15 protein-coding genes are annotated in these 16,988 nt (G+C 59.6%); 5 read left to right on the top strand and 10 right to left on the bottom strand.

The window, feature by feature from the left end:
* The first annotated feature begins 26 nt into the window (after positions 1–26).
* The 3 genes from phnF to phnN are packed head-to-tail and all read left to right on the top strand — an operon-like array spanning position 27 to position 1,950.
* A complete protein-coding gene (gene phnF, locus IEX75_RS08085; RefSeq protein WP_188793710.1) occupies positions 27–758 on the top strand; it encodes a phosphonate metabolism transcriptional regulator PhnF in 732 nt (243 codons plus the stop codon).
* Positions 758–1,414 carry a DUF1045 domain-containing protein gene (locus IEX75_RS08090; RefSeq protein WP_188793711.1) on the top strand — a complete coding sequence of 219 codons (657 nt, stop codon included), beginning with the start codon at positions 758–760 and terminating at the stop codon, positions 1,412–1,414. The genes phnF and IEX75_RS08090 overlap by 1 nt, the downstream gene beginning before the upstream one ends.
* A complete protein-coding gene (gene phnN / locus IEX75_RS08095) occupies positions 1,411–1,950 on the top strand; it encodes a phosphonate metabolism protein/1,5-bisphosphokinase (PRPP-forming) PhnN (RefSeq protein ID WP_188793712.1) in 540 nt (179 codons plus the stop codon). Before IEX75_RS08090 ends, phnN begins: the two co-directional genes overlap by 4 nt.
* Positions 1,951–2,015: 65 nt before the next feature.
* On the opposite strand, the gene IEX75_RS08100 is transcribed toward phnN, so the two are convergent.
* On the bottom strand, positions 2,016–3,305 hold the full coding sequence (locus IEX75_RS08100) for a DUF5690 family protein (protein WP_188793713.1): 1,290 nt from the start codon (positions 3,303–3,305) through the stop codon (positions 2,016–2,018).
* A gap of 172 nt (positions 3,306–3,477) precedes the next feature.
* Positions 3,478–4,827: a GH1 family beta-glucosidase gene (locus IEX75_RS08105; protein WP_188793714.1), complete on the bottom strand. Its 1,350-nt coding sequence runs from the start codon at positions 4,825–4,827 to the stop codon at positions 3,478–3,480.
* Positions 4,828–4,922: 95 nt separating this feature from the next.
* Between IEX75_RS08105 and IEX75_RS08110 the strand changes: the two genes are divergently transcribed.
* Complete coding sequence (locus IEX75_RS08110; RefSeq protein ID WP_188794381.1) at positions 4,923–6,014, top strand: ABC transporter ATP-binding protein; 1,092 nt, start codon at positions 4,923–4,925, stop codon at positions 6,012–6,014.
* Between the two features lie 95 nt (positions 6,015–6,109).
* Here IEX75_RS08110 and IEX75_RS08115 read toward each other — a convergent pair whose 3' ends face one another.
* The 7 genes from IEX75_RS08115 to IEX75_RS08145 form a co-directional block, all read right to left on the bottom strand.
* On the bottom strand, positions 6,110–6,931 hold the full coding sequence (locus IEX75_RS08115; protein ID WP_188793715.1) for a carbohydrate ABC transporter permease: 822 nt from the start codon (positions 6,929–6,931) through the stop codon (positions 6,110–6,112).
* Complete coding sequence (locus IEX75_RS08120) at positions 6,928–7,806, bottom strand: carbohydrate ABC transporter permease (protein WP_188793716.1); 879 nt, start codon at positions 7,804–7,806, stop codon at positions 6,928–6,930. The genes IEX75_RS08115 and IEX75_RS08120 overlap by 4 nt, the downstream gene beginning before the upstream one ends.
* Positions 7,803–9,065: a sugar ABC transporter substrate-binding protein gene (locus IEX75_RS08125; RefSeq protein ID WP_188794382.1), complete on the bottom strand. Its 1,263-nt coding sequence runs from the start codon at positions 9,063–9,065 to the stop codon at positions 7,803–7,805. The genes IEX75_RS08120 and IEX75_RS08125 overlap by 4 nt, the downstream gene beginning before the upstream one ends.
* Positions 9,066–9,278: 213 nt before the next feature.
* On the bottom strand, positions 9,279–10,715 hold the full coding sequence (locus tag IEX75_RS08130) for a glucoamylase family protein (protein ID WP_188793717.1): 1,437 nt from the start codon (positions 10,713–10,715) through the stop codon (positions 9,279–9,281).
* A 110-nt stretch (positions 10,716–10,825) separates the two neighbouring features.
* The gene (locus IEX75_RS08135) at positions 10,826–13,834 is read right to left on the bottom strand and encodes a TonB-dependent receptor (protein WP_188793718.1); all 3,009 of its coding nucleotides are present in this window, start codon (positions 13,832–13,834) and stop codon (positions 10,826–10,828) included.
* Between the two features lie 34 nt (positions 13,835–13,868).
* Positions 13,869–14,933, bottom strand: coding sequence for a LacI family DNA-binding transcriptional regulator (locus IEX75_RS08140; protein WP_188793719.1), 1,065 nt, complete (start codon positions 14,931–14,933; stop codon positions 13,869–13,871).
* Between the two features lie 421 nt (positions 14,934–15,354).
* Positions 15,355–15,924: a hydrolase gene (locus IEX75_RS08145; protein WP_188793720.1), complete on the bottom strand. Its 570-nt coding sequence runs from the start codon at positions 15,922–15,924 to the stop codon at positions 15,355–15,357.
* A gap of 54 nt (positions 15,925–15,978) precedes the next feature.
* On the opposite strand from IEX75_RS08145, the gene IEX75_RS08150 reads away from it, so the two are divergent.
* Positions 15,979–16,593 (top strand): TetR/AcrR family transcriptional regulator, encoded by a 615-nt coding sequence (locus IEX75_RS08150; protein ID WP_188793721.1) that lies wholly within the window; start codon positions 15,979–15,981, stop codon positions 16,591–16,593.
* A gap of 14 nt (positions 16,594–16,607) precedes the next feature.
* Here IEX75_RS08150 and IEX75_RS08155 read toward each other — a convergent pair whose 3' ends face one another.
* Positions 16,608–16,913 carry an Hpt domain-containing protein gene (locus IEX75_RS08155; protein ID WP_188793722.1) on the bottom strand — a complete coding sequence of 102 codons (306 nt, stop codon included), beginning with the start codon at positions 16,911–16,913 and terminating at the stop codon, positions 16,608–16,610.
* Positions 16,914–16,988 lie beyond the last annotated feature (75 nt).

Raw genomic sequence — 16,988 nt, forward strand, 5'->3', positions numbered from 1 at the left:
GTGATTAGACAGGTTGAGGACGTGGTATGAGCGAAATCGAACGGGGACGGGGCGTGGCGCTGTGGAGCCAGATCAGTGGCATCCTCGCGTCCGACATTCTCAAGGGCCAGCTTCGCCAGGGAGAACAGCTGCCCTCGGCGCAGGAGCTGGCGGCGCGCTTCAACGTCAACCGCCACACCGTGCGCCGCGCCATCGCCGCACTGGAGCAGCGCAACCTGGTGCGCACCGAGCAGGGCCGAGGCACCTTCGTGCAGGAGCAGACGCTGGATTACGTGATCAGCCGCCGCACGCGCTTTACCCAGAACATGCGCAACCTCAATGTCGAGGCCGACATGGAGTACCTGGAAGACGCACGCGAGTTGCCGCCGCCGCAGGTGGCGCAGGCGTTGGGCCTGGATCGCAACGAATACGTCTACCGCATCGAAACTCTGGACCGCGCTGACGGCCACATCGTCTGCCACAGCACGGCCTATTTTCCCGCCACGCGCTTTGCCGGACTGCCCGCGGTGTATCGCCGGCTGCATTCGGTCACACGTACGCTCGCGGAGTTTGGTGTGGCCGATTACGAGCGCAAGCACACGCGCGTTTCCGCACGCATGCCCGATGCGAACACCGCGCGTTTGATGAAGCAACCGGCGAGCCGTCCGGTGCTTTACGTGCAATCGATCAATGCCGACACGCGTGGCGTGCCGGTGCAATATGGCATCACGCGCTTCTCGGGTGATTGGGTGCAACTGGTGCTGATGGCAGACCATTGATGCGCTACGCCGTGTATTTCTGTCCGGCCGCAGGCAGCGAGCTGGAGGCCTTCGGGCGTGAGTGGCTGTCTACTGACGCGGTTCCAGGCGTTACATCGGAGCGTTTGCGTGTCCTGACGAGCAATGTGCGCCGCTATGGCTGGCACGCCACACTTTGCGCACCTTTTGCCTTGGCCGAACAGGCCCGTTACGACGATGTGCGCGAGAACGTGGCCGATATCGCCCAGCGCACACAGGCTTTCGAATTTGCATTGCATCTGGATCGACTAGCCGGCTTTCTGGCGTTGCGCCCGTCCGCCGGCGAAACCCCTGCCTGGATGTTGGCTGAGCGCTGCGTGCGACGTCTGAATGCGCTGCGTGCGCCGGTGACAGACGAGGCATGGCAGCGCAAGGCCGTGAAACTCGATGCGGTCGAACGTTCGCTGTTTCGCCAATTTGGCTATCCCTATGTGCTGGACCGCTATCGCTTCCACATGACCTTGTGCGCACCGGCCAGCGAGGAGGAGGAAAGCGCCTTGCAGGCTTGGTTGTCGCCCTGGGTGGCAAGTCTTCCGCCGGCACGTATCGATGCGATGACGATTTGCCGTGAAGCAGAACCTGGGCAACCGTTCGAACAGATCGAACGTTTTCCATTCGGCGTGGGACTTGCCGCATGAATACAGGGCATCTGTATTACGTGATGGGTCCCTCTGGCGCAGGCAAAGACAGCGTCTTGGCCTGGGTACGCGAGCACGGTGCCGCCTACGGCGTGGTGTGTGCGCATCGTTACATCACGCGGCCGGCGCATGCTGGTGGCGAAAACCATGTGGCGCTGAGTGACGCAGAGTTTCAATCGCGCGAGCAGCGCGGCTTGTTCGCGCTCACTTGGCAGGCGCACGGGCTTCGCTATGGCATCGGCAATGAAGTAGCGCATTGGCTGGCACGTGGCGCAGATGTGTTGGTGAATGGATCGCGTGGCGCGTTTGCCTTGGCGTGCGAGCGGTTTCCAGCACTGCGGCCCGTGTTGATTACGGCGAGTCCCGAGGCGATAGCGCAACGTCTTGCCGCGCGCGGACGAGAATCGGACGAGGACATCGCTGCACGGATCGCCCGCGTGAATGCCTACCCGGTACCACCGGGCAGCGTGGTGATCCGCAACGACGGCAATCTTGCCGATGCCGGTGCGAGCTTGTTACAGGCAATTCGCTCGTAGGTTGGGGTGCAAACCCCAACATCGGAATGCATGTGTCGACGGAATGTTGGGGTTTGCACCCCAACCTACGCTGCTGCTGGTACTGCAACCGTCACCTTCGAACGCCGTGCCTTTTCGTGAAAATACAGCGCGGACACCAGCGTGATCACCATGCCGATACTCGACAGCGTCATCAGCGTATCGGCATAGAACGATGCCCATGAAAGATGCATGCCGCCGAATTCCTTCACCAGAATCACCAGCACGCTGCCCATGTAGCCGCTGCTGTCGGCGATATACATCACGAAGCCCACGTTGGCGGTCACCCGGAACGTCGCCAGCATGCGCTCGAAGAACGTGGCGTTGTACGGCACGTAAGCGAGATAGAGGCCGAAGCCGCTGAAGCCAACCCAGGCCAGCGGATCGATCATGCCGTGGCGATGCAGCCAGGTGCTGAACACGGCGATGGCAAAACCGCTGAAAATCAGTACATGATTGAGCATCAACGCCTTGAGGTTGTCGCGCACGACCATCGTAAGCGCGGTAATGATCAGCACGGCAATGGCAATCGGTACTTCGGTCTCGGTGAACACGGAAGCATCGCCGCCACGACCAAGATCGCTCCAGATTTCCACGGCAAAGTTGTCGCGGAAATCGCGCGTTACCGTCAGTGCGACATAGGCCATCACGATCATCGCAATGCCGGCCAGGAAGCGGGAAAGAAACGCACGGCGTGTGGAGGCATCCATCGGCATGCGCACGCTGCGAGCGGCAATGTCCGCCGCATCGGGAGCAGGAAGGTGTTCGAGTATCCACGTACCCAGATACAACGGCGGTACGAATAAAAGCCCCGTGACAAACGGCATCCAGAATTCGGTGACGTGCCAACGTACCATCAGCCACACGCCCACCGTCTTCACCACGCCCGATCCGACGATAAAGCTGGCGCACATGCACGCGCCCATCAGCTCGGTGCCACGGCGCCCTTCCAGATACCCGAAGACGACACCCCACACCATGCCCAACGGCAGGCCGTTGAGGAAAAGAAACGGGATATTCCATGGTGCGGGAATCAGCGCGAAACCGAGCAGAGCAATCCACGAAAATCCAATCAATCCTGCCAGCGTGTGGGCGCGGCGATGGCGCTGGATTTCCGCAATCCAGGTGATGCCGCGCACTTTGCTCAGCATGTAGCCCATCACCTGCGCGATCACCAGCCACACTTTGTAGTCGATACCAGCCAGGTGCATGCCGTCGAACGAGGCCGCGGTGAAGGGTTTGCGAAAGGCATACATCGACGCATAAGCGATGAACGCAGCGCCGCCAGCCAGCAGATTGATCGCCATGGGATGGCGGATGCGCGATGGAAACGACACGAAATCTACCCGACTGGTGGCCACAACCATGCCGGGCAGGATGATGGGCAGAGGTTACAGTCGCGTGGCGGCCGCTAACCTGCGGAGCGAGCCTGGTCTAGCGTAGGTTGGGGTGCAAACCCCAACGTCGTGGTCTATGCACGCATGGCAGTGTTGGGGTTTGCACCCCAACCTACGCGAGCGCCTCGCCGTTGGTCTCGATCACCTTCGCATAAAATTTCGCCGATGCTTTCGGCGTGCGCTTCAGGCTCGCGTAATCCACGTGATACAAGCCGAAACGCTTGGCAAAGCCCAGCGACCACTCCAGGTTATCCAGCAACGACCAGGCGTAATAGCCTTTGAGGTTCACGCCGTTTTCGATGCACTGATGCAAGGCGCGCAGATGTTTGCGCAGATACGCGACGCGTAGCGGGTCCTCCACCACATCGCCCTCTGCTGCCGGCGGATCGTAGAAGGCTGCGCCGTTTTCGGTGACATACAGCGGCAGGCCGCCGTAGCGATCCTTGAACCACATCAGCGTATCCGTCAGCCCCTGCTCGTAGACCTCCCAGTCGGTTTCGGTATGCGTGATGTGAGGCTGGCGCACGCGGGAGGCCCGGCACGGATAACCATCATCGTCGTGCTTCACAACCGAGCGCGTGTAGTAGTTGATACCGACGAAGTCGACCGGCTGCCTGGTGAGCTGGAAATCCTCGGCGGGGAAATCAGGCCATGCGTCGCCAAAGACCTCTTTCAACTCGGGTGGATACGAACCCAGCAAAGCGGGATCGGCGAACTGCTCATTCATATAGGCGTGCGCGCGCCGCGTTGCCGCGATGTCCTCCGGCCGCTGCGAAGCCGGGTATTTCGGCTCAATATTGAACACCACACCGATTTCATGCCGCCCCACGGCACGATACGCCTGAATGCCTGCACCGCTGGCGCGCATCAGGTTATGCGCAGCGATGGGGGCTTCATATTTGCTGCGATGTCCCGGTGCAAGCGCACCATGCAGATAGCCGCCATCGGTCACAACCCACGGCTCGTTGATGGTGGACCAGCGCTTGACGCGATCATCCAGCACTTTGAACATCACGCTGGCGTACTCGGTGAACCAGTGTGCGCTGTCGCGGTTCAACCAGCCGCCGCGATCGTCGAGCGCGGCTGGCAAATCCCAATGAAACAGTGTGACGTTCGGATCGATGTCGTTTTCCAGTAGCTCGTCGACCAAGCGGGAGTAGAAATCCAGCCCTTGCTGATTCACGCGCCCGGTACCTTCGGGCAACACGCGCGCCCACGCCACGCTGAAGCGGTAGCCATGCAAACCCAATGCACGCATCAGCCGCACGTCATCCTTGTACCTGCGGTAGTGATCGCAAGCCACGTCGCCGTGATCGCCGTTAGCCATCATGCCTGGCGTGTGCGCGAAGCGCTGCCAGATGCTGGGGCCTGCGCCATCGGCCAAGGGCGAACCTTCGATCTGGTAGGCCGACGTGGCAGCGCCCCAAATGAAGCCGTCCGGGAAGCGATAGCTACGGGTCATGATGCGAAACTCTCCATGCCGCAGTGCGGCTTGATGTAATCGATTACGCAGGGAGAATAGCCCAACGCTGCATGCGCATGGGGCAATACATCTCGATGGCGACGGTCAGTCTTGAGCAGATCCGCAAGGTCTATCCCAACGGCCACGTCGGCGTCGACGATGCCAGCTTCGAGATCGCCAATGGCGAACTGCTGGTGCTGGTCGGCCCTTCCGGCTGCGGCAAGACCACGTTGCTGAGAATGATCGCCGGGCTGGAGTCGATCTCTTCCGGCACGCTGCGTATCGATGGACGCATCGTCAACGACGTTGCGCCGAAAGATCGCGACATCGCCATGGTGTTCCAGAACTACGCGCTCTATCCGCATATGACGGTGGCGCAGAATCTCGGCTTTGGCCTGCAGCTGCGCGGCAAGCCCAAGGACGACATCGAGCGCCGCGTGCGCGAGGCAGCGCATCTGCTTGAATTGGAGCATCGCCTGGATGCGAAGCCAGCCGCGCTTTCCGGCGGCCAGCGCCAGCGTGTGGCATTGGGGCGTGCGCTGGTGCGCGAGCCGAAGGTGTTTCTGCTCGACGAACCGCTGTCCAATCTCGATGCCAGGTTGCGCCTGACGATGCGCGTGGAAATTGCGCGGCTGCATCGCCGCCTGGGCACCACCACCATCTATGTCACGCATGATCAGGTGGAAGCGATGACGCTGGGTGAGCGCATTGTGGTGCTGGATGGCGGCAGGATTCAGCAGATTGATACGCCGATGCGCTTGTATGACAAACCCGTCAATCTGTTCGTGGCAGGTTTTCTTGGTTCGCCGGCGATGAATCTGCTGCGCGGCAAGCTGCATCGCGAGCATGGCTGGCAGTTGGTCATGCCGCATGCTGTTTTGCCGCTGGGGGAATTGCCTGCGCAGGCTACAGCGCTGGAGGCATGGTGCGACCGCGAGATCGTGCTTGGTGTACGTCCGGAAGATTTGCAGCCTGTCGTGGCGCAGGCGGGCGCGCTTGCAGCGACGCTTGAAGTGATCGAGCCGGTGGGCAACGAGGTGTTTCTCAACCTGCGCTTCGGCGACAAGGCGATCGTCTCGCGCGTACCGCCGCAGCAATTGCCGGCGCCGTGTAGTTCGCTGCATTTGGGTTTCAACGCAGCGCGGTTGCATTTCTTTGATGCGGACAGTGGACTGCGAATCACGTAGGTTGGGGTGCAAACCCCAACATGGCGCGATGACAGGCATGGCGATGTTGGGGTTTGCACCCCAACCTACGTGGGTATGGTACATGGTGGTACGCATTAGCCTTTCACGCTGCCCAACAGCAGCCCCTCCAGGTAATACCGTTGCATCGCCAGGAACAGCAGCAATACCGGCAGCACGGTAATCACCGAACCGGCCATCATCAGCTCCGTATCCGTCGCATGCTCGCGAGCCAGTGACGCCAAGCCCAGCGGCAAGGTGTAGTGGTTCTGCCCGGTAAGCACGATCAATGGCCACATGAAGTCGTTCCATGCGGTCAGAAAGGTATAAATCGCCAGCGTTACCATGATCGGCTTGAGCAGCGGCAGCACGATGCGCACGAAGATATGCAGCTCCCCTGCCCCATCCATGCGCGCCGCTTCGAGCAATTCGTCGGGAATGCCACGGGCATACTGGCGCACCAGGAAGATACCGAATGCACTCGCCATGGCCGGCACGATCACGCCGCCATAGTTGTTCACCAGGCCTAGCGGTTTCAGCATCAGGAATAGCGGCAACATCGCCACCTGCGCCGGAATCGCCAGCATGCCGACCACGCTTTTGAATAACGCGTCGCGTCCGGCAAAACGCAGCTTGGCAAACGCATAGCCGGCCATCACGTTCAAGGCGAGCGACAGCATGGTAATAGCGGTGGATACCAGCAAGCTATTGAGCAGGTAATGCCCCATACCTGCCCGCAGGAACAGTTCCTGGTAGTTGTGCAGCGTGGCATGTGCGGGGAGCAGTGGCGGTGGCAAGGCACTGGCTTCACCCGGCTGCATCAGGGAAACGGACAGCATCCACACGATGGGAAACAGCGCGACGACGGTGCCGCCGATCAGCAGACCGTTGATCAAGGCTTTGGCAATGCGCGGCGTCATGCTTGGACTTCCTTGCGTCCCGCACGCAGCATGAGTTCCGTCACGGCAAACATGATCACGAACAGCAGGAAGGCAATCGCCGAGGCGGAACCCAGGTTCCACCACTTGAAGCCTTCGTTGTACATCAGGTACAGCACGCTGACCGTGCTTTGCAGCGGGCCGCCTTCGGTGATCACGTAGGGTTCGGCAAACAACTGGAAATAGCCGGAAACAGTCAGAATGCCGACCATCAACAAGGTCGGTGCGAGCATCGGCAACGTGATGTGGCGACATTGCCGCCAAGTCGAAGCACCGTCGATACGTGCCGCTTCGTACAGCTCGGACGGAATGGCCTGCAGCCCGGCAAGCAGGATGATCATGTTGTAGCCGAAGTTTTTCCACACCGCGAACAGAATGATCGCCGGCATCGCCCAATGCGGATCGCCCAGCCAATCGACGGGATGGATGCCGATCCCACCCAGCACGTAGTTCAACAAGCCGTATTTGGTGTTGAACACATAGCGCCAAACCACCGCGACCGCGACCACCGTCGTCACCACTGGCGCAAACAGTGCCGTGCGGAAAAATGCTTTGCAGCGCGCCAGGGGCGAATGCAGCAGCAAGGCCGCGCACAAGGAAACCAGCATCGAGAGCGGAACACCCGCCACTACGAAATACACCGTATGTCCCAGTGCTGCCCAGAACAGCGGGCGATGCAGCAGCGCCCAGTAGTTGCTCAAGGCGACGAAGCGCAGATTATGCAGATCGGCGAGTGCATACAGATCGTAATCCGTCAGGCTCAAAGCGAAAGCGCCGATGACTGGCAACAAGAAGAACACGCCAAGCACGATGACGGCCGGAGCAAGAAACAACCATGCGGCGTGCTGACGGTTCATAAGGCCTCGCTCGCTGCATGATGTGCATGGTCGAGCATCCACCGCCGCTTTTCCAGGATGCGATCGGCACGGCGATCGATTTCGGCGGCAGCCTGGTCGACCGTCAGATCGCCCGCCACGGCTTGCGCCGCAACGAGCTGCATTTCATTGACGATCTGTTCCCATTCGGGCACGGGCGGCGTGGGTTTCAACCGTTCCAGTTGCTCGCGAAACGCCTGGACTTTCGGATCATCGCGCAGGCTGCTTTGATTCCACGAACTTCTACGCGGCGGCATATCACCCAGCAAATCGTAGAAGCGGCCCTGCACCTCCGGACGCGACAAATATTCGATCAGCTTCCAGGCAGCTTGCTTGTTCCTGGCTTTGCGGAAGATCACCAAGCTGGAACCGCCTGCCACCGATGCACCGGGACCAACCGGCCCCGGCAGTGGCGCTGCGTTCCAATCCGCTTCTTCCGTGGCAGGAAGACGCTTGCGGAATTCCCCAATGTTCCAGGGACCTGAAAAGTAAAAGCTATACACGCCGCGCCCGAACTCCTCCCACGGATTGCCGGCCTCGATGTTGGTGATGGGAGGCGCTTGATGAAGACGGAACGTATCGACGTAGAACGTCAGGGCACGTTTGAAGCCTTGGCTTTCGAAATTGCCGTAGCGGCCACCGGCGCGCAGCAGGGAATCCGGTTGCTGCAAGGCCAGCGACATCAGTTGTTCGTATTCGTTGGTTGGCAGCAGGATGCCGTATACACCACGCTCGGGATGGCTCAGTGCGGCCAGCATGCGTCGCCATTCATTCCAGTCGTGTGGGGGAGCGTCGAAACCGGCAGCTTTCAACAGATCGCTGCGATAGAACAGCAGGCGGGTATCGACATACCAAGGCACACCATAGAGCACGCCATCATAGACATTGGTGGACCAGATGCTGGGAAAATAGTCATCGGGACGAACGATCGACGAATGCGCCACTCGCGTTTGCAGTGGCTCCAATGCGCCCAACGCCGCCAGCTCCGGCAACCAGGTGTTGCCCAACTGGGTCATGTCCGGTGTGGAATCGCCGGCGAAGGCGGTGAGCAGTTTCTGGTGCGCGGCACTTAGCGGCAGTTGTTGTAAAACGACGTGGATGCCGGGGTTTTCGCGCTCGAATTCGGGTAGGAGCTGGGTGATGGCTTCGCCTTCGCGGCCGATGGTCCAGAAGGTGAGGGTGTGAGGGTCAGTGTGTTGAGAGCACGCTGTTAAAGACGCACAGATCAGCATCACCAACATGGCACGCCATGCCGCAATCCACAGCTTCCAATCTCCCCTTGGCGTGTGAAAAAACCTCAAGACCGTCATCCCGGCGAACACCGGGGCCCAGCGACTCTGTTCGCCGATCAAGACACTGGACCTCGGCCTTCGCCGGGGCGACGAGGGTAAGGCAAGTTTTTTCATAATCTCCCTGGTAAAGGGCGCCAGGTGGCGATGCTATTTGGTCGCCTGCTACAGCCACCCACCGATAAAGCCGGCACGCTGCAGTCCCTTACGGATATACGGATTCTTGCGCATCACCTTCCACACGAAGCCACTGCGCCAATTCTCGATCATCAGCACGATCGGCCCCTGGTCGATACCGATTTGCTTGGTTTCGAACCAGCCATTGACGAGATAGCGGCCAGATTCGGTCGTCACCGCACCGTCGAAACTTGGATTGAACGCATCGACAAAGCCGTACTTATCGTAGACATCGTCGCCATACCGCGCCTTCATTGCCTGCAGGGCAGGAACCACGATTTCCGGTGCAAACGCGATGGAGCCGGCAGCCGCCGCAGGCGCGATGGTGCCGTCGTCCGAGATGTAGTCGAGTCCGGCACCGCGCGCCGAATAGCTAAAGAATTGGCGTGTGGTGCCATCGCTCGTTTTCATTTTGAAATCACCGGGACCATCGCAAGCGGTCAAGCCCCAAATGTTTGCGCTGTAATCCTTCCAGTGCCCGGGATTGGCGATGGCATAGGCACGTTGCGCATAGGTGGCGCGACGCCCGTTTTCAAAATAATCCAGGCCGTGCGTACGGCTCCACGCATCACGGATGCCGCGAAAATCGACCCACGATTCACTGAATTGATGACCGAACAGCGGCGCGAAATTGAGAAAGGTTTGTCCATAGAACGTACCCCATTGCTTGGGATATGTACTGGCCCATGCCACCCAGGCCTGATCGGAAACTGGATGGGTCGGCGAGCCAAGCGCGAGGATATAAACCAGCTTGCCTTCGTCGTAGCCCTTCCAGTCCGAATCGATGAACTTGCCGCCGGGCGTCCAGCCCATACTGATCAGTGGTGCACGCGGTTGCATCCAGGTCCAGTCGACGCGACGGTAGATGTCATCCGCCAGCGCACGGATTTCTTTTTCCTTGGGTGTATCGCGATCGTAGTAGGACTGCGCAAACAACACACCACCCAGCAACAAGGTGGTATCCACGCTCGATAGTTCGATGGCACGCGTGAAACGCTTGCCGGTGTTCATGTCAAGGAAGTGATAGAAGAAGCCGTGATAGCCGGATGCATCGTCCTCGCTATCGTTCTGTGGCGCGTTCGCGAAGAAGTGCAAGGTGGTCAGCGTGCGATCCACCGCTTGCTCGCGCGTGATGTAGCCGCGCTCTGCACCGATACCGTAAGCGGTCAGGCCAAAACCCACGGATGCAATGCTGGAGAAGGAAGGACCGGGATAATGATCCGGTATCAGCCCGTTGGCAGGATTGGCGCTGTCCCAGAACCATTGGAAGGTGCGCTGCTCCAGCTCGGCTACCATCGCCTGTTGCGGCTTGGACAGGGCGTCGAAATCGTCGGTGGCCGTCCGCGCCGGCAAAGTACCGCTGCCGAACACCAGAGCGGCGAGTAGCACGTTCAACGCAGCGCAGCGGAAAAATCGAGATATCATGGGGAAAGCACTCTAATCAACGGATGAGCGCAAAAAAAGTGAGCGAATCCCGGCACGCAGAGGGGGTCCGTACCGGGATTCGCAGCGCACCCGTCCCAGGGGCGCAAGCGCTAGAACTTGATGCCAAGCGTCAGTTTTACTTCGCGTGGCGTGCCGTAGATGTTGCCGGTGGGGTCGTAGGTGACTGGAATCTTGTTCAACACGCCGTTCGAGCCGTAGTTGTAGATGTAATCGCTGTAGTTGTTCCAATTGAACGCATTAAGTAGGTCAAAACGCACGTAGGCGCTCAGGCTGTCGTAAATCTTGAAGTTTTTGGTGACCTGGAAATCAATCGAGCGATAGCCAAATATCGGACCACTTAGGAAACGCGAACCTGGCGGCGTAAACGAGTATGGAATGCAACCGTTGCCAAGACTGCCGTTACCCGGAGCTGGCGCGCCGTAGCAAGCCAGGTTGATGCCAGGAATAGGTGTGGCCAAGGTCAGTTTGTAGCCGAACAGCAAACCCCACGGCGCATCATTTGACCCGGAAACGACCAAGCGGTGTTTCGCTACCGCGGACGTTACGAATGGATAATCCTGGATGGTCGCTTCATCGAAGGCGTACTGGTCGGTGACGTCCTGGTTATCGTTATTTTGCTTCGCCTTCGTATACGTGTAGGCGATGTTGATGCCCCAGTGCGATTCAGGCGTGTAAGGCTTCTGCAACGAAACCAGCACCTGTTGCGTCTTCTGGGTCAGGCCGTTATTGGCGATGATCAGGCTGCCAAAACCTGGAATGCTCTGACCAAAAGGTTGATTGCCTCCCTGCCAGAACGCGCCGTTCGGCCAACGGTTGCCCAAGGTAAACACGACGCCATTGAAGCGGTTGACCTGCGCCAAGGTGACATCGGTGATCCAGTCGCCGAGCTGGTTGCGCATACCGATGCTGATCTGGTCGGAATACGGCGTCCTCAGATTGTTGTTCATCAGGTCCACTTCACGACCAGCCGTCGTGCCGGTTAGAAGGCCCTGCAGGATGCCGATACCGTTCAGATACGCCGGATTCCACGGAATACAGTTGGGGCTGGCGGTACAGGAGTGATATGGGTTAGGGAACGTGATGGTGGCTTCGGCTAGCGCCAGCTTGGTTTGCTCCAGCTGCAGGATCTCGTAAATGGTGCGGTCGTAGGAGCGACCGGCACCACCGTGGATCACGTGTTCCTGGTCACCGTTGATGTCGTAGGAGAAGCCGAAGCGTGGCTGGATTTCATTGGTTTGCGCGTGGCGATTGTGACCATTGCTGATGTAGTCGTTGACATTCACACCACCCAAGGCCAGCGATTGTGCGTAAGTCACACCTGGCGCCGCGTTCGGATTTTGCGAATACAACGCGCTGACCACCGATGCTGGCGTCACGAAATTCAGGTACGACGGCGTTTGCTCGTAATCCCAACGCACACCAAGGTTCAACGTAAGGTGTTCGTCCACGGTCCAGTCGTCCTGGATATACGTACCGAACTGTCTATCATTGGTTCTGACGACCGGACTGGTGCCAGGCAACGCGATCGGGAACAACACCTGATACGGCACCGACAAGGTGCCAGTGGGCGTCACGTCATAGGAGAATTGCGGATTGAATTCACCGGCGTCCTGCGCGGTGAGCTGTATCAATTTGTACTTGACGCCCATCTTGATGACATGGTCGCCATGCCATTCCAGATCGTTCAACGTGAAATCGTCCGAGATCGACGGCCCCTTCTGGCCTTTGTCCTGCGTGCCGCGTGGGTCCGCCGCACCTTCGGTCAAGATGCTCTGGTTCTGATTGTTGTAAACGGTGTAGGTCGAACCATTGCCGATATTGACGGCTGAAGGGTTAAAGAAGGCATTTTCGTAAGTAAATTGCAGGCGGTTGAACCAGGCGTCTGCGCTGTGATCCCACCGTATGTCGAAACGCCGGTCATAGTTGATCTGATTGAGCGCCGATGATGCCGCTACACCGGTACCTGTACCGGTAATCGCCGTCTCGTCACGATCTTTGCCGCTGACCTCAATGCGGTCGCGCGTGGTGGGCTCATAGTCGATCTTGAGGAAGTACAGGTTCTCCTTGAATGGCAAGCTTGACGGTCCAAGTTGCGCCAATGCGCTGGCCGGCAACTGCGATATGAGTTGCTGCGAAGCCGCCCCGGGCACCACCGCGATCGGTGTGTCGTATTCCTTGCCTTCGTACGCGAAGAAGAAATGCGCCTTGTCCTTGATGATCGGTCCGCCGAGCGAGAAGCCGTATTCCTTGTCATGCGACGGCTGCTTCTTGTTCTGTGCCGTTTCCGAGGGCGTCATCGAACGCATGCGCGTGTCGGTCCAATCGCCGAACACTTCGCCGTGGAATTCGTTGGTGCCAGACTTGGTTTCCGCAATCACCGCGGCGCTGGAAATCTGATCGTATTCGGCCTTGTAGTTGGAGGTGACAACCTTGTATTCGCCAATCGCCAGCTGCGGGAATGGATTACCCTGGCTGTTGTTTTGGCCGGTGATACCACCGCCTTCAACGTAGTTTTTCTGGCCCACGCCGTCGATGTAGACATTGATGCCGGCCGGCGCCTGGCCGCCGGATTGCAGGCTGGTGTTGCCGTTCTGCTGCACGGTGAACACCATGCCAGGCACCGTGTCGGCAAATTCAAGGAAGTTGCGCGTGATCTGCGGCACGGTGGCGATTTCACGCTGCGTAATGGTGGTGCCTACTTCCGAAGTAGTCATCTCCGGCAGCGTGGTGGCGGTAACAGTGACGCCGCCAAGGTTCTTGGCATTTGCAGCAGGTGCGGCGGCCGTCAGATTAAGCGTGGCGGTCGACGCCACGGTGAGCGTGACCGTGTGCTCGGTACCGGGGCCAGCATCCACCTGATAGGTGCCGGGCGGGAGGCTTACCAGCGCGTAGCTGCCATCCTTGCCCGAGTTTGTCGTTCGTGTGTAGCCGGTGGCGACGTTCCTGACCGTGACGGTCGCATTGGGTGCAGCCATTCCGCGCAGATTCGCATCCGAGCTTTGTGCGAAGGACACCATCGGCAACGCTGCCGCGGCGGCCATCGACGCGGTGATCAATCGCGCCAACATCAGCTTTCTGGATTTTGATACGGCTTGCATGGCTCTCCCCTCCCCGAATGTGTTGCGGGTTTCGTTATGTTGGTAATGGTCGTGGCGATTTGCGGGGCTTGCGCGGCGCGGCAGGGGCGTCGGCTTTTGCTCCGCAGGATTTGCGGATGACGATGTCGCATCCGAGCGTTTCAACCGATGCCGGCGTCTTGTCGGCCGGATTCAACATGGCCGCCAGACGCTCCAGCGCGATGCGGCCCAGATCGGCGATACGCACCTGCACCGTGCTCAGCGGCGGCGTGACATAGCGCGCAATCAGGATGTCGTCGAAGCCGGCCAGTGCGATGTCTCCCGGAACATCGATGCCGGCTTCCTTGAAAGCGTAGAGGCAGCCGATCGCCATCATGTCGTTGGCAGCAAAGACTGCTTGCGGACGCGGCTTCTTGCTTAGCAGTTCGCACCCGGCGCGGTAGCCCGAATCCTCGGTGAAATCGCCATCGACGACGATCAAGGTCGCAGCGGGCGCATGCTTGGCCATGGCGGCGCGATAACCCTTCTCGCGCTGCTGTGCATCGAAGTTGGTCTTGGGGCCGCTGATGAAGGCGATGTGCTGATGCCCTGCTTCGACCAGGTGCCGCACCATGGCGATCGCGCCATCGCGGTTGTCGATATTGAGTACCGGGTAGCGCGCACTTTTTACCGGGCTATCCAACAATACTGCCGGCAGTTTCTCGGGCAGGTTTTCCTCGAGGAAAGCGGCATCGACGTATTCGGAAAGAATCAGCATGCCATCCACGCGACCGCGCATGGCGCGAACGGCTACGGCCGCATCCTCCACGCCGTCGTGCGAACTGGATACCAGCAGATGCAAGCCGCGAGCACGCGCGGCCAGGTCGATGCCGCGAATCAATTCGGAGAAGAATTCACCATACAGATCCGGCAGCACGGCACCGATGGTGTGCGTGCGTCCGGTGATCAAGCTGCGCGCTGCGTTGTCCGGGATGTAATTCAGGCGTGCGGCGACTTCGCGCACGATCTTCTGCGTTGCCGGCGTGACGCCGCCCAGGCCGTTGAGCACACGCGATACCGAAGCGACCGAGACTTTCGCCTCGCGCGCCACGTCCTTGATGGTTGCGTTTTTGGTCGTCATCGAAGCGTCCCCTTGCATAGTGGATGTCCGTACATCCTAACGGCGGCGCAAACGTAAACGTTTTCATGGAAGCTTGTAAAGGTTTTCATGGCGGCTTGTAAAGGCGTGTTTGCAGGGCGTTGCGCTGCACTGCAAAAACCAGCCGCGTCAGTCAGGGGGCGGAAATAGCCATGTTTGGCGCCAGACGGCAGGCGCCAGAGCGCGGAGAGGAGCGCGGCGACGCAACATCAGACACCTGAGGTGCTGGCCGTTGGTGAACAGCCGGGCGTGAAGAGGCTGTGGCCTGCAGGTGGACAGGCGGTGTGGGCTTCATCGCGGCGCGCGATGGAAGGCCCGCTGCCTTCTGGCCATTCCGGCAAAAGCCGGAATGGCCTGCGCTTTGTTTAAAGCGGAAGAGCAGGCAGCCCCGGAAGGCTGACGATCAGCCAAGCATGTCCAGAACCTGCGCCGTCGAACGCACACGGCCGAGACGCGGAAAGATGTTCTTGACGGCGAAAGCATGATGTTCACCACTCGCCGCGCTCATCGTGTCCTCGGCGAACACGATGCCAAAGCCTAATTCCCACGCATTGCGTGCGGTGGATTCAACGCCGATGTTGGTGGAAATGCCGCCGAGCACGATGTGCTCGATGCCGCGACGGCGCAGCTGCAATTCCAATTCGGTGCCATAGAACGCACCCCACTGGCGCTTGGTCACGCGGATATCGCTGTCGATCGCGCCGAGTTCATCGGGGAACTCCCACCAGTCGGCCGGCAGGTCCCTGGCCGGCGATGGTTGATCGACCGGCAGGCGCAAGGCGTCACCACCATCAGCGGACCAGCCAACGCGCACCAGCACCACGGGCGACCCCAGGTCATGAAAACGACGAATCAGCGTGCCGGCTTTCTCCAGCACCTCTGCCCCAGTGTGAGGGCCGCCTGCGAACGGTACGATACCCTTCTGCAGATCGATAAGAACGAGCGCCGTATGGCGCGGGTCGAGCTTTTCCACGGGAATCTCCGGCATGATAAAAGTGAGGATATCCTCACTTTGGAGTTTATGAGGATGCCCTCACATAAATCAACCGAGCTTCGCCGCAGTCCTCAGCGCCAGCGCGGTCATGAACGCGTCGCCGCCCTGTTGGAAGCGGCAGGCGCGTGCTTCGTCGAAAAAGGTTACGAAGGCACCACGATGACGGAAGTAGCCGCGCGCGCTGGCGCGGCGATCGGCTCGCTGTATCAGTTCTTCCCTACCAAGGAAGCGCTGGCCAATGCGCTGCTTGAGCAATACGCGCAGGCTGCCTATGCGGAACTGGGGAAGTTCGCCGAGCCGTCCTTGAACTGGACTTCTGAAGCCTGGGCTGAGCACCTGTGCGCCTTCCTGATCGCCTTCCGCAGGCACCACCCTGCCTTCGTGCCGCTGGTGGAGTCCATGCCAAAACCCGCCGCCGATGGCTTGAGCATTCGCCGCCGTCTTCGCGCGGAACTACAAGCCTTGCTGGCGCGTCGCGCGCCCCATCGCTCCGATGAAGAGATCCATGCCGCCGCCGTCGTGGTGCAGCAGATGATGAAAGGTGCGGCGGCGATCCAGGCGGAGCCCGGCATGCCCGGGCGCCAGGCAGCGCAGGCGCAAATGCAACGCGCCATGCAGGTTTATCTGCATGGCGTGTTCGGGAAATAGTTCGGGCTGCTTACTTATTTGTAGCTGTCGATCAGGCGGCGCATGGCCTGGTCGAGGCGGAGCAAGGCGTCTTCACACGCGGAGAAGGTCTGCTTGCGCAGATCTTCTTCGAAGTGCTCGCATAGGGCTGCCGTATCCCCTTCCCCAAATACGATGAGCGCGCCCTTCAAGGCGTGAAGCCGCTTTAGCAGGTCGTCTTTCGCTTGCTCACGCCAAGCAAGCAGGATCGCCTGCAGGTCGGCTTCGCAGCTGCTGATAAAGATCTTGCGGACTTCTGCGGAGCATGCAAAAGAACCTGGATTGGCTTTGGCAGGGCACATGCTTTGGGTAACAACGACTCAACTTTGCGTAATTTCTGGCAGTGTTGCCGCCCCTAGACTGACAAGGGATAGAAA

This window comes from Dyella nitratireducens (assembly GCF_014642835.1).
GTDB lineage: Bacteria > Pseudomonadota > Gammaproteobacteria > Xanthomonadales > Rhodanobacteraceae > Dyella_B > Dyella_B nitratireducens.